Source organism: Sulfurimonas sp. NW15, from assembly GCF_051132285.1.
In the GTDB taxonomy this organism is placed as follows: Bacteria; Campylobacterota; Campylobacteria; order Campylobacterales; family Sulfurimonadaceae; genus Sulfurimonas; species Sulfurimonas hydrogeniphila.
Genome location: NZ_CP093237.1, coordinates 927,529 through 942,352, shown reverse-complemented (window position 1 = coordinate 942,352; position 14,824 = coordinate 927,529). Strand labels below are relative to the sequence as shown.

Here is a 14,824-nt window from a genome sequence, read left to right as displayed (position 1 = left end):
TTGTTCTCCTTAGATACTGCAACCGGTATCTATTTTATAGACACCGAGTTCCTTACCCTTTGTATCAACAACATGCACTGCACACGCGATACAAGGATCAAAACTATGAATGGTACGTATAATCTCCAGAGGCTGTTCAGGATCAGCCACCTTTGTACCGATAAGTGCTGCTTCGTATGCTCCCAAACGGCCTTTGTAATCCCGTGGTGCAGCATTCCATGTTGAAGGCACTACTGCCTGATAATTTGAAATTTTTCCGTTTTCTACTCTCACCCAGTGACCGAGCGCTCCACGAGGTGCTTCGGCAAGTCCCATTCCTTTTGTCTTCACACTTACTTTGTCAAAATCAAACTCTGTCCATGTTCGCAAATCTCCGCTTGCAGCATTTGCAGCCAACTCATCTACCCACTCAACCATAACATCAGCCATAAGCTCTGTCTCAATTGCACGGGCTGCCGTACGTCCGACTGTACTAAAGAGTACCGCTGTCGGTAAATTACCGCGTTTTAAGAAGTTCATGACATATTTTGTTATTCTCTCATCTTTTTTGGCAACACCGACAACCATACGGGCCAAAGGTCCGACTTCAACACGGGTATCATTATAAATCGGAGATTTGATCCAGGAGTATTTCTCATCAGTTTTAAGGTAGGCTATGCCATCCTCTTTTTTATCAAGTCCGGTATATTCCGGAATGGTTGTACCATCATACGGATGTTCGGGTTTTCCTGTACCTGCATACCATGAGTGTGTAACATCTTCTGCAATTTTTTGCGGATCAACATCTTCAACTTTTGACAAATCACCACCATAAACCAGTCCGCTTGGAAAAAGTGTTTTTGCCTTGTAAAAACCGGTATCGTCAAGTCTGAAATCACCATAGGTCATATAGTTAAGCAGACCTCCGCCGGTTCCGCCGACACCTTTGCCCTGCATAAGTTCAGTAAATGTTGCTTTCGAATCCGTTGCCTCATCGGCATACATTGTTCCAGCCATATAAACATCCGGAAGGTAAGCCTGCTTGACAAACTTTGTGGTATCTTGCAAAAGCTGTTTAAACAAAGCAATTCTTGCAGGATTTTGAATATCCTGCACACAGGTCACCCCACCGACAACTATAGACTGAGGATGCGGATTTTTCCCGCCAAATATAGCCTGCATTTTTGCCATATCTCTTTGAATATCCAGTGCTTTGAGGTAATGCGCAACACCAATGAGGTTTTGTTCCGGAGTCAGTTTATAATGTTTGTTCCCCCAGTAACCATTCCCGAAAATTCCAAGACGGCCCTGTTTGACAAACTTGGCTACTCTCTCTTGGACCTCTTTGAGATCTCCATATCCTTCATACGGGACTGTTCCGGCTACTGCAGCCCATTTTTCTGCTTCTTTTGCCGCTTTTTTCGGATCTGCCGAGAGTGCTGAAACAACATCCACAAAGTCAAGTGCATGCAGGTGATAAAAATGCACCAAATGGTCATGCATATAGAGTGCCCCCTGAATAAGGTTACGCACCAAACGCGCATTTTTAGGAACAGTAATGTCAAAAGCATCTTCTACTGCCTCAATACTTCGCTGATAATGCGTTCCCGTACAAACACCACAGATACGCATAGCCAACAATCCCGCATCGCGTGGATCACGGCCTTTTAAAATTGTCTCAATCCCTCTAAAGAGTGTTGAGGAAGCATACGCATCTACAATTGTATTGTTCTCATCTATAATTGCCTCTATTCTTAAATGACCCTCGATTCTTGTTATAGGGTCAACTACTATATGTTTCTTTGCCATTATGCTTCTCCTCCATCTTCTTTCTTTCCTGCTACTGCACTGGCCACTGCATGAATACCTATACCTATGCCCGCTGCGGTCAAGAGTCCCAAACCAAACTCATCAACAGTTTTTTCCACACCGCCGGTAGGTGCTTTAATTTTTGCATCTGCCATTGGTCTCTCATACGCATATTTATCCCAGAAATCCGGTTCTGAACAGCCGATACATCCGCGGCCCACACCAACAGGCCAGTTCACACCCTCGTTATATCTTACTATGGAACAGTTGTTGAATGTCATTGGACCTTTACAGCCGACTTTGTAGAGACAGAAGTTGTTTTTTGCACCCTCGTCACCCCACTCTTCCACATACTCACCTGCATCAAAGTGCGCCCGTCTTTCGCAGTTGTCATGAATTCTATAACCAAAAGCAAACTTCGGACGAAGCAGTGAATCCAGTTCCGGAACCTGTCCGGTTAGGATGTAGTGCAAGATAACCCCTACCATATTTGCAGGATTGGCAGGACAGGCAGGAATGTTGATAAGAGGTTTGCCCTGTATGACATCCATCACACCTACCGCACCTGTCGGATTTGGAGCAGCCGCAGGCACTCCTCCAAAAGTCGCACAACTTCCGACTGCAACAACAGCAGCTGCATGTTTTGCCACACGCAACAAGTGGTCATGCATAGTCTCACCGCTTGCACCTATAGTTCCAAACTGTCCGTTCATACCAAGCGGTACCGCTCCCTCAACAAACAGAAGGTATTTGTCTTTGAAAGTCTCCATCGCATCTTCAAGCTGTTTTTCAGCCTGATGCCCAGAGGCGGCCTGAAGTGTTTCATGAAACTCCAAAGAGATGATATCAAGCACAATTTCATCAATTTTCGGTCCGTCTGAACGCAGTAATGCCTCAGAGTTTCCGGCACAGTCTGAGAGTTCCAGCCAGATAACAGGCGCTCTGTTCATAAGCAGCGCAGCGTCAGCTACAAGCGGAGTAAAAGAAGCCGGAAGCATAAGCATACCGGTTACTGCACTTGCCCACTTTAAAAAATCCCTTCTCTCGATTCCCTGCATCTCCAAAACATCAGTAATGTCCAATCTGTTATTAATCGGTTGTTGCGTCTTTAACTCTTCAATACGGGCTTGACACTTCTCAAACAGCTTTTCATAATAAGCATCCCCTTTGTTTGTCTCAACGCGTGCACTTTTTGATGTAAAGAGTTTTTTTACACCTTCAATTCTATCCGCCATAGCTGACTCCTTCTCTATAAATGAATAATCATTCACTATCTTACAAAAGAATAACTTAAACAAATATAATATTTATTAAATTGAACTAAATTTATATTTTTCTTATATGGTTTTAGAACTAAACAGCTGTCTGAACTAGTGAGTAGTACACACAGAACAGACATCAAAAGTGCGAAATATGAATTTTGCATCTGCCTGTGAGCAATGCAGCATTGCCTGTTGTGCGGGGGAAGGATTTTCTTTTGTAGCGCTTGCTATATTGTACTGTGTCGGAGTGATGATTTCATAAGACTTTATAATCCCGCCTTCTATTTCTACTCTGTGAATTAACGGTCCCCTGGGTGCTTCCACAACACCCTCTCCTTTTGCAGAAATATTTTTAAGCGCAGCACTCTCTACGCATGATTTTTCGCTTACATCTACTTCATCCAAAAGTTTTTTGCAAAATCCAAGAAGATATGCGGTCTCATAAATGCGTGCCATAACACGGGTATAGGCACTGTCTTTAAATCTTCTGTGCATATTTTTTATGAGTTTAAACTCTTTTGCCATGCAACGTGCAAGCGGACCTGTTTCGTAAAACTGGTTTTTATAAAGCGCATTTTTTGCATAACTCTTCTCATCCGGCGCATAGGCATCCTGTGTCTCTACATATTTGGAAGCCACCTTGAAAAGCTTCGTCCCTTTTACTTTTGCAGCATGAGAAAACTCATGTATGCCAAGACTTAAAAATGTATCTTTTGCATGACCTTTTTTGTGCATCTCCAAATCTATCAATAACTGCTCAATTTTTGCAAAATCACTCTCAAGCGGTGCAAAGTCTTTACATGATTCAAAAGATAAAAACTCCTCAACACTCACGCCTAAAGTCTCTGCTTCAAAATACTCTGTCAGTTTTTGCAAATGACTTTTTGCCTTTGTAAGGTCCACATAGGTAAAATCACTTGTAATCCCTCCGGGAACCATATAAGAGGAATGCGGCCACTGTCCGGCAAAAATTGCCAGGATTTTTGTTGCCAAAGAGGCTCCGTAAGCTCCTTTAAGCGGAGTATTGAGCAGTTCTTCGGACTCTGAAAGTTCTTTGAGATGCGGCACAAGCACCAAATATATCCATTTCAGATGGTTTTGAATAATTTCTAAAACCAGTGTTATTTCACGTACCTTTGCTGCTTTGTTTGTTATCTCAACAACAGAATCGCTGTTTTTATAGGCATCTTCTATTGCCCGCACACTTGCCAAAAGATGGGAATGCCCGCAAATACCACACACTCTTGGGGTAATTACCAAAGCATCCATAGCATTTTTGCCCTCAAGCATCTTTTCCATACCTCTGAAATGCGGAAAGGCTATGGTTACAAAATCGACGATATTGCCTTTCATATCAAAATAGAGTGAGGCTTCACCCTCTATCTGTTCAAGTATTGTTTTTGTAATCAATCAGAGGCTCCTCAAGTCGTTTTATGTGGAATGTTTTTGCAATACCTGTTACAGTCAGGTAGGCTCTCTTTGGTACACCGACAGGAGCATCTGCCGGTATGGACATATTTGTTTTTGTCTCAAAAAGATTTGTTCTAGGAAAGTCACTCTCTGTACAGCCAAAACAGGGTGTTCCCGATCTTGTTTTGGAGTTCACACCATTCCAGAGAATTGTATTGCATGATCCGTGTGTCATCGGTGCACGACAACCCTGCTTGTAAAACAGGCAGCCTTCTTTTTCTCCAAAATGGTTTGCATCCACTTTCCACTCAAAATATTCGTTTCGTGTGCAGCCGTGATGCACCAGGGAGCTGTAAAGTTCTTGTGGTCTGTGCTCTTCATCAAGAACAATCTTGCGCCTGTCAATAATCATATTCAGTGTGAAACCAAGCCACTCCGGATGAACCGGGCACCCGGACAGGTTGATTATTTTTGCATTATATTCCTGCAGAGGACCGTTTTTATCTGCTTCATTAAACAGTATACCGGAATTTGTCTGGGGAGAAGTTGCCTTGAATATGCCGCCAAAACTGGCACAGGTACCGACTGCTATAATGTATTTGGCATTTTTTGCATAATGGCGGAGTATTTTATCTACAAAAACACCTGCCCTTTTTAAAGACGGATCATATGCCCCTTCAAATATCAAAACATCACAGCCTGTTTTGCACTCTGCCATTTCGCTTAAAGCGTATTTTGAGGGTAAAAGGGGATGCTGTAAAAATTCTGTCTTTTCTAAAAGTTCGCCTAAATAATCCAGATTTAAAAAAGAGTGGGCATTCCCGTTACATGTAAGGCCCTGCAGCCAAAAAACCTTTAATTTATGTTCTTGTTTTGAGTGCATTATAAATGTTCTCAGAAATTGACTGTTTATAATCATCCAATGGTTCAGGAAGAATTTTCTCACCGTAAAGAAATACCATACCGCCCAGATAGCCCATGAAAAGCCCAAAAGCTGAGAAGAAATCCTGATCATGCAACTCACCTGAAGCCACACCCTTTTCAAAAAATATCATCATTTCCGTAATAAAAGGAGAAACACATATCATTCCCTCGCATCCGTCTTTAAACACTTCCCTGTTTGAAAGATAGACACGCAAAAAATATTCTATCATTTCCGGCCGCTCTTTGGCCGTATCAAAATACATGGAGACAATTTTTTCAATTTTTTCCTGTGTGCTTATATCACTCTCATTGATAGCACGGATATTTTTGCCCAAATATTCAGAGATATACATAATGAGTTCTTTTGCCAGAATATCTTTTGAACTAAAGTAGTTGTAAAAATTACCGACACTCATACCGACTTTTTTTGCTATGTCAGGAATGGTTGTAATATAAAATCCGTTTTCAGAAAAAAGTTCCAGTGCCGCAGAAATTATTCCGTTTTTACGCTCTTCTTTTGTTGTTCTTGCCATACTCTTCCCAATAATTATATTTTCTGATTATAGCACCTTATCAGTGTAAGTGCAAAAATTATCTACCTAAATCAGCCTAAAAAGTAACGTATAGAAGCAAAGCCGTAGACCTTTGTTTCACTTATCGCATCAATCTGCTCTTGCGTGACAATCCCGCCAAGAGCAAAAATTTTGACATCTGTCATCCCTGCTATGCTTTGTAAATCCTGCACACCTTTGGGTTCACCCTTGTCCGGAGACGAAAATACGGGACTGTATGTCACATAATCAGCTCCTATCGCCTCGGCTACATGTACTTCATCATGCGTATGTGTGCTGATGATGACTTCAAGCCCCAGTTCTTTTGCCTTTGCAATATCATCAAACTGCTGGGAGGTCAAATGCACACCATCTGCACCCAATTCCTTAGCCAAGTTATAATCTTGATGCAAAAACACCTTGAGTTCGTGCAGGGGCTTGCACATCTGCACAAAGTTTTGTGCTTCTATGGCGTAGTTTTCATTCTTTTTGTCACGGTAGAGTGCAAAATCAGGCATATATTTTCTGAGTTGAAAATAAGAAGGAGCGGATGTTATGAGATACTTTTTCATTATTTTTTCAACAAAGGATTTTGAAAATCTATTTTCTGCACATCCACATTTTTTGCATAACGCTCTGCCATTGCACTGACATGATAATCCAGCCTGTCAAGCAAATAAAGTTCTGGTTTTGTATATTTTGCTTTTGCCTCTTCTATATAATTTTGCAAAAATGCCAAAGCTTCTGTTTCATCTTCAAACTTTATCTCGGCTATCATCTTTTGTATCATCTCATATTCATCCCCGCAGGCAGACAAAAAATCATAACTCAAATCCATAGTTTTAAGGTTGTGATGTGCTTTGGAAAAAGCGAAATGGTTATACAGCATACAGCCTACAAAGTATTCAATATCCGAGGGTTCATACTCCGAATACTGATTTGCTTCTTTTGCAAAATGTTTATGCCAGATATCTAAAATCTTTTCTATTTTTTTATCCATTTTCTCTCTCTGTTTTTTATAATTTTTGTAAAAGTTCTTATGTTTTCGGGAAACGATGCTTTCGCTTCGTCTTTTAGGCTTTAAAGACTAAAGCCTAAATTAAAACCTCACTACCCTTAAGTTAAGCATTTTTTGGAACCGGTACTTCAGTGCCGGCTGTTGCAATAATCTTGCCACTCTCAGCCGGCACTGAAGTACCGGTTCCGAGAAAACATCTGTTTTTTGCGTATTATACTCAAGTATGATAAACTTAGGCTATGATAAAATTAAACAATGCCTCCTCCAAACAGTTACATGTAATCCTTCCAAATACAAACAAAGCATTGGCGGAGGTATTGAAAAGTGCCTCGCCTCAGGAGATGCAGACGCTGACACAGTCAAAAGATTTGGGCTCCGTCTTAGAAGCTTTATTGCAACGCTCTGTCAATTCAACAGCAAAACAGGATAAACTTTTGCTTGATTTGCTGCAGAACAATCCGACACTGAAAAATTTGACAAACATAAACTCGACACTCAAAGAACTCTTACAGACCTTACAACAGAACAAAAATCCGCTGCCCTTGGAAAAAACACTTGAAGGTTTTTTAACAGATATCAAAGAGATAAACCCAAAAGAGCTAAAAACAAAACTGCAAAATTCCGGTATTTTTTTAGAAGCAAACATAAAAAATTCACAAAGCCCAAAAGAACTTTTTTCATCGGACTTGAAGGCTGTTCTTTTGCAAACCCATGAAGCATTGACGAATTCATCACAGCCAAATAAACACGAAATACTCAAACATATAGATAAACTTCTGCTTCAGATAGATTACAGCCAACTGCTTTCGCACCTGGCAAATGCCTCATCGCTTTATCTCCCTTATGTATGGGATGAACTTGAAGAGGGGAATATAACTGTAAAAAATGCAAAAAACAATAAATTTTTTTGCGATATCCATTTGCAGCTCAAAAACTACGGAGAGCTTGACCTGAGACTGGCACTTTTTCAGGACAATCAACTCAGTATAAATATAAGTACCCAAAATGAAACACTGAAATCTCTCCTGCAAAGCAATCTGCAAAACCTGAAAAAACAGCTTTTACATGTAAACATCCTGCCAAAAGAGATTCGCTTTGTTAACATCCATCAAAATGATTACGAAAAACAGATAAATGACGACCTGGAAATGGGATTTGAGGTAAAAGCATGAAAGAAAAAGCAGTCGCACTCAAATACAACAAAGAAAAAAACCAGGCACCTCTTGTGAGTGCCAAAGGGGAAGGCAAAACAGCACAAAAAATCATTCAGCTTGCCAAAGAAAACGGTGTTCCTCTCAAAAAAGACGAAGATTTAGTGGAACTGTTGTCCAAGGTGGAACTTGACAAAGAAATACCTCCGCAGATGTATAAGGCTATCGCTGAAGTTTTTAGCTTTGTTTATTCAGTTACAAGAGAAAAATCATAAACAAATTAAGCGGTTATATGATATTGTTATCATATATTTAATTTCTGGGAAGGTCAATTGTGGAAGAAGAGCTTACATGTAAAAACTTAAATGAAATACAGCTTGGTCAGCTTCACATCACTCCAAAAGAGTATGAAAAAATTCTTGACATTCAAAGTGCTGTTTTAAATAAACTGTCACTCAATGACGATTATGAGGATATCCTTCAGCATTTATGCCTGTTGACAGAACATCTGTTGCCAAATTCTGTCGCATCCATTATGCTTGTCAACAAAGAGACCGGTTTTATGAGTGTACTTTGCGCCCCTTCTATACCTGATTCAGGACGAAAATCCCTGGAAAATCTCAAACCGGGACCCGGTGGCGGCTCTTGCGGCAATGCAGTCTTTCACAATAAGCCTCAGTATGTTTTAAATACATTTAAAGACAAAAGATGGGCTGATTTAAGACAGGTTGCCTATGATTACAATCTCTGTTCCTGCTGGTCCATGCCAATTGTCGATGAAAACAACAAAGCCGTCGGAAGCTTTGCCCTCTCCTCTTTTGAACATCGGCTGCCGACGCCTTTTCACAAAAAACTTCTTGAAACAGCCGCATTTATTGTTAATATTGTATTAAAAAACAAAGAAATAGAGAACAAAATACAACATATGCTTTATTATGACAATTTAACAGGACTGCATAACAAAACATATATAGACAAATTATTGAATGACACTCAGGAACATACTCTTTTAATTCTCGATATCAATAATTTCAGCTATATCAACAACACTTACGGTTTTTCTGTAGGCGACGCACTGCTCACCAATGTTGCAGATATCTTTACAGCAAAACTGCAATATCCGAAAATATGCAAGCTTGAAGCAGACAGGTTTGCCATTATTTTACATGCAGATGCCAATGTAGAACAAAATGTTAAAAAGATACAGGAGTATTTTTACACACATGAACTGCTTATAGATTCCATAGCCTTGAATATCTCTTTTTCCTACGGAGCTGCCACGGGCAGCACAAACCTTTTTAAACATGCGATTATCTCCTTGAAACATGCAAAAACAAGAGGCAGAAGTGCCCTCTATATTTTTGACAACAAGGAAGAAAATATTTTTTTTCAAAAAAGAAAAGAGTTTATTGAGGCAAATAATATTTTGCACAATGCCCTTATTTCAAATAATATTGTTCCTTTTTTTCAGGGTATACGGGACAATAACACCGGTGAAATTACAAAATTTGAAGCACTTGCCCGAATAAAAACAGAAAAAGAAATTTTTTCTCCCTACTTCTTTTTGAAACCTGCCCACTCCTCCGGTCTTCTGCCGGAAATCACCAAAATCATGATAGACAAAACTTTTGAAATTATGTCACATAATGAGTATATCTTTTCAATAAATCTTACAGAAGATGATTTGACACGTCACTATATTCTGGATTATTTAAATGAGAAATCTGCCAAATACAGTATAAACCCTTCCCGTGTTATTTTAGAGATACTTGAAGGTATCAGTGCAAGCGGAAAGAAAAACCATATCCAACAGTTAAATGCTTTAAAAGAAAAGGGATATGCCCTTGCTCTGGACGATTTTGGTATTGAATATTCAAACTTTGAAAGAGTCTTGGATCTTGATATAGACTTTTTAAAAATTGATGCAAAATATATAAAAGACATTGACACCAATCCAAAAAGTTATGAAATCACCAAAGCGATTGCATTTTTTGCAAAAAATGCCAATATCCCCTGTGTAGCCGAATTTGTACACAATGCCAGTGTGCAAAAGATTGTTGAAGACCTGGGCATTGAGTACTCACAGGGATATCATTTCAGCAAACCCAGTCAAACACTTCCTAGCCCATAGGATATAAAATTTCCTGATGCACTTTATCGCAGGCGTCAAGCACTTCCTGTGAAAGTTCTACATCCATTGCCGCCAAACTTGCATCAAGTTGTGCCGGTTGCGTGGCACCTATAATAGTGGATGCAACAAAAGAAAACTGTTTGGACCAGGCAATTGCCATAGTTACCGGGTCAAGCCCTGCATCATGCGCTATTTTTAAATATTTTTGCGTCGAAGCGAGCGTCTTGTCATTAAGAAATCTTTGTGCCATGGCTCTTTGTCTTGCATTTTTTGATTGTACATACGTTGCAAATCTTCCTGTTTCATTATTTGTCTGATTGTATTTGCCGCTCAAGACTCCGCCTGCAAGCGGCGAATACGGCAAAAGCGAAATCTGCTCTTTTTCACAAAGCACAGCAAGCTCATCCAAAAATCTTCGATTCAAAAGAGAAAAATTGTTTTGAATGGACTCAAATCTGGCATATCCTTTAAATTCGCTTGTCATTAATGCTTTTGAAGTACCGTAGGCCGTATCGTTGGACGTTCCTATATAACGCACTTTACCGCTTTGTACAAGTCTGTCAAAGGCTTTAAGACTCTCCTCAATCGGCACTACGGTATCCGGCCAGTGCATCTGATACAGATCTAGATAGTCAGTCCCCAAACGTTTGAGACTTCCCTCAACCGCCTTCTCAATATGAAAACTGTCTATTGCTGTCAGTCCGTGACGAACAGGCGGAACAAACCAACCGCTTGCAGCCCCTGCAACCTTTGTAGCAAGTATAACACTCTCACGCGGTTTTGTTTTGAGCCATCGGCCTACGATCTCTTCTGTCACTCCTGCAAGTTTGGCAGAAGGAGGTACAGGATACAACTCGGCTGTATCAAAAAAATTCACACCTGCTTCATAGGCTTTGTCCATTATTTCAAAAGCAGCCTTCTCATCAGGTGTCTGTGTCCCAAAAGTCATAGTTCCAAGGCATATTGGACTGACTCTCAAGCCTGTTTTTCCTATATATCGAAACTCCATTATTTTAATTCTCCCCAGTTATCCCCGATATTTAAACTTGCCCGTAGAGGTATTTTGAGTTCTACAATATGATCCATAATATTTCGGAATCTCTCTCCGAGTACATCAACTTCTTTTGCATCAACTTCAAAAATCAGTTCATCATGAATTTGCAGTAACATTTTAGCCGGCAGTTTTTCCTCATTGATAATAGTATGGATTTTATTCATACTGAGTTTTATAATATCACTCACACTTCCCTGAAAAACAGTGTTGACCGCTTCTCGTTCATAGGCAGCCTTGTACATCGGTGTGGCGTTTTCATAGTCAAAATAGCGTCTGCGTTTGAGTAATGTTTCTACATATCCCTGTTCTTTTGATTTTTCCACTATAGAACGAAAGTAGGCTTTAACTGTCGGAAAGGATGCAAAATACTTCTCTATAATTGCTTTTGCCTCTTTTGTTGGAATGCCCAGAGTATCTGAGAGTTTTTTCTGCCCCATTCCATATAAAAGTCCAAAATTAACGGTTTTTGCTATGTTTCTTTTTGCTTTTGCTTCCTCTTCACCGAATAATACCACAGCCGTCTGTAAGTGAATATCTTTGTCATGCATAAATGCATCCACCAAAACAGGATCCTGTGAAAAATGCGCCAAGAGGCGCAGTTCCATCTGCGAGTAATCAATACCAATGAGTTTTTTGCCCTCACCGGCTACAAATGCTCTACGGATTTTTGCACCCAGCGGTGTTCTTGTCGGAATATTTTGCAAATTCGGGTTTTTTGAGCTCAATCTTCCTGTTGCTGTACCGGTTTGCACAAAAGAGGTATGAATTCTATGGTGTTCATCCTCATCCGCCAATTTTAAAAGCGGGTCAATATAGGTAGAGTAGAGTTTATGAACCTCACGATACTCCAGTAGTTTTGGGATGACGGGATGCTTCTCTTTTAAAGAACTGAGCACTTTTTCATCTGTAGAATAGCCTGTTTTTGTCTTTTTTCCCACAGGAAGCCCGAGTTTTTCAAAAAGTATCTTGCCGAGTTGCTGTGTTGAATTGATGTTAAACTCACTCCCCGCAAGTTCATAGATACTTTTTGTCAAGTGTTCGAGTGTCTCTTTTACCTCAACCAAAAACTTTTCTAAAAAGGCTGTGTCGACTTCTATCCCCTCCTCTTCCATTTTCAAAAGTGTATGAATAAACGGAATTTCAACTGTTTTTGCCTCTTCTATGAGGTGTGTCGCATCCTGGAGTTCCAGTTTTTGTAAAAAGAGTTTATAGAGTTTTCGTGTTATAAAAGCGTCCTCTGCAGCATACACACAGGCATCATCAAGTTCCACGGTAGAAAAGTTTTCCCCTTTTTTTACCGTATCTTTGAAATGCACCATTTCATGCCCTAGGAGTTTGTCAGAAAGTTTGTCCAGGCTTAAAGCAGATTCCGGGTTAATAAGCCATGCCAAAATCATACTGTCACAATATACAGGCAGCTCTTTTTCATCTAAAAAACGTAAAACAAAATGCAAATCAAATTTTATGTTATGACCCACTACACGAGAGTTGAAAATACGGCGCATAGCACTTCTGGCAACCTCTTTGCTTACCTGATCAGCCACACCCAAATAAAAATGCCCAAAAGGAACATAATAGGCTTCCTCATCATTAAAAGAAAAGCTAAAACCGACAAGTTTGTTTTTTATATAATCCAGTCCCGTTGTTTCCGTGTCAAAAGCAACGAGTGTATCTGCATCGAGTTTGTCAAGAACCTTGTTCAACTCTGTTTCGTCTGTAAGCAGTGTCGCTTTAAAATCCAGTTTTGAAGCTTTTTCCTCACAGGACTCTTGTAGTTTTTTGGCGCTTTCCTGACGCTCGGGGCTGACCATGTTTTTTGCATGAAGCGTACGCAGAATTGCATTTTGTTCATACTTGACCAGTTCGTCATATATATTTAAAAACGGATTTTTCACATCCATTTTATACTCTTCAAAATCAAAATCTTTGCACTCAAACACATCGGGATGCAAAGTTACCAACTCTTTTGACATATAAGCCTGTTCTTTTGACTCTATGAGCTTTTTTTGTGTCGCGCCCTTGATTTCGTCTATATGGGCATAAATATTATCAAGCGTGCCGTACTCTTTTAAAAGTTTCTCGGCACCGACTTTTCCTATGCCTTTGACACCGGGAACATTATCCGCACTGTCGCCGAGGATGGACTGGTAATCTATAAACTGTTTCGGGGTAACACCGTACTTGTCATAACAGGCTTTTTCATTGATATATTTTTTCTTAATGGCATCAACAATGACTACTTTGTCATCATCTATGAGCTGGTAGAGGTCTTTGTCATGGGAAACAACTCTGACTTTGTAGCCTTTTTCTTTTGCACACTTGACTACTGTCGCTATAATATCATCCGCTTCAAAACCGCTCTTGCCGAGTGTTTTGTATCCCATCTTGTTTATCCACTCTATGGCAACGGGAAGCTGTTGTGTGAGTTCCGGCGGCGGCGCACTTCGGTTTGCTTTGTAATTGACATCTATTTCATTTCTGAAAGTATCGCCTTTGGAGTCTATGGCAAAAATGATATAGTCACTGTCATGCTCTTTTTGCAAACTCGAAATAAAATTGGTAAACCCGGTTAAAAGTCCGGTCGGGAAACCGTCTTTTGTACGTAAATGCTGAGGAAGTGCGTAAAAACTCCGAAAGAAAAATCCGAATGTATCTATGACTGTAACTGTTTTGCTCATGAAGAAACCTCTGCAGCATCAAGCATATCATTGATTGCCTCTTGCAGTATGCTTGAATCATAACCGGTATCTTTGGCACGTTTGAGCCCAAAATTTATTGTCTGCTCTGACAAAGGATTATTAACAGGAATGACAGTCTTGACTATATTCAAAGCAGCAGCATACTCCTGTACCTCTTCCGGTGCACTTGAAGGATTGTCCGCATAACGAATCATTTCAACAAATTCTTTCTCAAAACTCCAGTGCTCAAAGATTTTTGCTGTTACCTGAGAACTTGTCACTTCTACATATGCTTTTTCCAGCTCTGCCAAATTGTTGGAATGCTCTGCTTCTGATTGAAAACTCACACCTTCATCTTCCTGGATGACATCACTTGCTATCAGAATTTTTCCTGTTTCTTGCAAAAATGCAGCCAAATACAATGTATCAGCCTTTTGTTTATCTATTTTTGCATACCATTTACGCATAAGCGTTGCCTGCATACTGGAGATTTCTGCAAATTTCTCACTTGTTACTCCGTAAGGTTGCATATCTACATTTAAAAGTTTACGCACAGAGTTTCCAAGCGCGATAGAACGTGTCATACTCATACCAAAAAGTGAAACAGCCTGTGCAACACTTTTAATCTCTCTCCCAAAACCGTACAAAGGAGAATTGGCATGTTTAAGTAAATTGGCAACTATCATAGGATCACGTTCCACAACCTTGACCAAGTCACCGACACCTGCCTCTTCATCCGCATAAACCCGGTTAATGTCAATAATAGTTTTTGAAAGAGGAGGAAGCGATTTTATACTCTCAATAATTGAGCTCTTCATAAAATAAGCCTTTATTTTTCTTTTATTATAACATATTGT

13 protein-coding genes are annotated in these 14,824 nt (G+C 40.0%); 3 read left to right on the top strand and 10 right to left on the bottom strand.

Features of this window, described 5'->3' with window-relative positions; translation table 11 throughout:
- Positions 1-9: 9 nt before the first annotated feature.
- The 7 genes from MLC52_RS04775 to MLC52_RS04745 all read right to left on the bottom strand — a co-directional run bounded on the left by MLC52_RS04775 (position 10) and on the right by MLC52_RS04745 (position 6,935).
- Positions 10-1,788 (bottom strand): nickel-dependent hydrogenase large subunit, encoded by a 1,779-nt coding sequence (locus MLC52_RS04775; protein WP_151900574.1) that lies wholly within the window; start codon positions 1,786-1,788, stop codon positions 10-12.
- A complete protein-coding gene (locus MLC52_RS04770) occupies positions 1,788-3,023 on the bottom strand; it encodes a hydrogenase small subunit (protein WP_226069083.1) in 1,236 nt (411 codons plus the stop codon). Before MLC52_RS04770 ends, MLC52_RS04775 begins: the two co-directional genes overlap by 1 nt.
- Positions 3,024-3,158: 135 nt before the next feature.
- Positions 3,159-4,460: a nickel-dependent hydrogenase large subunit gene (locus tag MLC52_RS04765; protein ID WP_434581450.1), complete on the bottom strand. Its 1,302-nt coding sequence runs from the start codon at positions 4,458-4,460 to the stop codon at positions 3,159-3,161.
- Positions 4,438-5,343, bottom strand: a complete 906-nt coding sequence (locus MLC52_RS04760) for a hydrogenase (protein WP_434581449.1) — start codon at positions 5,341-5,343, stop codon at positions 4,438-4,440. The genes MLC52_RS04765 and MLC52_RS04760 overlap by 23 nt, the downstream gene beginning before the upstream one ends.
- On the bottom strand, positions 5,321-5,917 hold the full coding sequence (locus MLC52_RS04755) for a TetR/AcrR family transcriptional regulator (RefSeq protein WP_151900578.1): 597 nt from the start codon (positions 5,915-5,917) through the stop codon (positions 5,321-5,323). Before MLC52_RS04755 ends, MLC52_RS04760 begins: the two co-directional genes overlap by 23 nt.
- Before the next feature lie 71 nt (positions 5,918-5,988).
- The gene (locus MLC52_RS04750) at positions 5,989-6,507 is read right to left on the bottom strand and encodes a thiamine phosphate synthase (RefSeq protein WP_434581448.1); all 519 of its coding nucleotides are present in this window, start codon (positions 6,505-6,507) and stop codon (positions 5,989-5,991) included.
- Entirely contained in the window at positions 6,507-6,935 is a 429-nt protein-coding gene (locus tag MLC52_RS04745) for a hypothetical protein (protein WP_151900580.1), read from the bottom strand. The genes MLC52_RS04750 and MLC52_RS04745 overlap by 1 nt, the downstream gene beginning before the upstream one ends.
- Positions 6,936-7,192: 257 nt before the next feature.
- On the opposite strand from MLC52_RS04745, the gene MLC52_RS04740 reads away from it, so the two are divergent.
- Genes MLC52_RS04740 through MLC52_RS04730 form a run of 3 tightly spaced genes read left to right on the top strand, consistent with a single transcriptional unit; the run spans position 7,193 to position 10,235 of the window.
- Positions 7,193-8,125, top strand: coding sequence for a flagellar hook-length control protein FliK (locus MLC52_RS04740; protein WP_434581447.1), 933 nt, complete (start codon positions 7,193-7,195; stop codon positions 8,123-8,125).
- The gene (locus tag MLC52_RS04735; RefSeq protein WP_151900584.1) at positions 8,122-8,379 is read left to right on the top strand and encodes an EscU/YscU/HrcU family type III secretion system export apparatus switch protein; all 258 of its coding nucleotides are present in this window, start codon (positions 8,122-8,124) and stop codon (positions 8,377-8,379) included. Before MLC52_RS04740 ends, MLC52_RS04735 begins: the two co-directional genes overlap by 4 nt.
- Positions 8,380-8,438: 59 nt before the next feature.
- Complete coding sequence (locus MLC52_RS04730) at positions 8,439-10,235, top strand: EAL domain-containing protein (protein WP_434581446.1); 1,797 nt, start codon at positions 8,439-8,441, stop codon at positions 10,233-10,235.
- Here MLC52_RS04730 and MLC52_RS04725 read toward each other — a convergent pair.
- Genes MLC52_RS04725 through MLC52_RS04715 form a run of 3 tightly spaced genes read right to left on the bottom strand, consistent with a single transcriptional unit; the run spans position 10,225 to position 14,785 of the window.
- The gene (locus MLC52_RS04725) at positions 10,225-11,244 is read right to left on the bottom strand and encodes an aldo/keto reductase (RefSeq protein ID WP_434581445.1); all 1,020 of its coding nucleotides are present in this window, start codon (positions 11,242-11,244) and stop codon (positions 10,225-10,227) included. The genes MLC52_RS04730 and MLC52_RS04725 overlap by 11 nt on opposite strands.
- On the bottom strand, positions 11,244-13,967 hold the full coding sequence (gene polA, locus MLC52_RS04720) for a DNA polymerase I (RefSeq protein WP_434581444.1): 2,724 nt from the start codon (positions 13,965-13,967) through the stop codon (positions 11,244-11,246). Before polA ends, MLC52_RS04725 begins: the two co-directional genes overlap by 1 nt.
- A complete protein-coding gene (locus MLC52_RS04715; RefSeq protein WP_434581443.1) occupies positions 13,964-14,785 on the bottom strand; it encodes an HDOD domain-containing protein in 822 nt (273 codons plus the stop codon). Before MLC52_RS04715 ends, polA begins: the two co-directional genes overlap by 4 nt.
- Positions 14,786-14,824 lie beyond the last annotated feature (39 nt).

Coding starts and splice junctions, on each gene's coding strand:
- MLC52_RS04755 (WP_151900578.1), bottom strand. CDS start 5,917: ATGGCAAGAACAACAAAAGAAGAGCGTAAAAACGGAATAATTTCTGCG.
- MLC52_RS04715 (WP_434581443.1), bottom strand. CDS start 14,785: ATGAAGAGCTCAATTATTGAGAGTATAAAATCGCTTCCTCCTCTTTCA.
- MLC52_RS04745 (WP_151900580.1), bottom strand. CDS start 6,935: ATGGATAAAAAAATAGAAAAGATTTTAGATATCTGGCATAAACATTTT.
- MLC52_RS04740 (WP_434581447.1), top strand. CDS start 7,193: ATGATAAAATTAAACAATGCCTCCTCCAAACAGTTACATGTAATCCTT.
- MLC52_RS04725 (WP_434581445.1), bottom strand. CDS start 11,244: ATGGAGTTTCGATATATAGGAAAAACAGGCTTGAGAGTCAGTCCAATA.
- polA (WP_434581444.1), bottom strand. CDS start 13,967: ATGAGCAAAACAGTTACAGTCATAGATACATTCGGATTTTTCTTTCGG.
- MLC52_RS04775 (WP_151900574.1), bottom strand. CDS start 1,788: ATGGCAAAGAAACATATAGTAGTTGACCCTATAACAAGAATCGAGGGT.
- MLC52_RS04760 (WP_434581449.1), bottom strand. CDS start 5,343: ATGCACTCAAAACAAGAACATAAATTAAAGGTTTTTTGGCTGCAGGGC.
- MLC52_RS04750 (WP_434581448.1), bottom strand. CDS start 6,507: ATGAAAAAGTATCTCATAACATCCGCTCCTTCTTATTTTCAACTCAGA.
- MLC52_RS04735 (WP_151900584.1), top strand. CDS start 8,122: ATGAAAGAAAAAGCAGTCGCACTCAAATACAACAAAGAAAAAAACCAG.
- MLC52_RS04770 (WP_226069083.1), bottom strand. CDS start 3,023: ATGGCGGATAGAATTGAAGGTGTAAAAAAACTCTTTACATCAAAAAGT.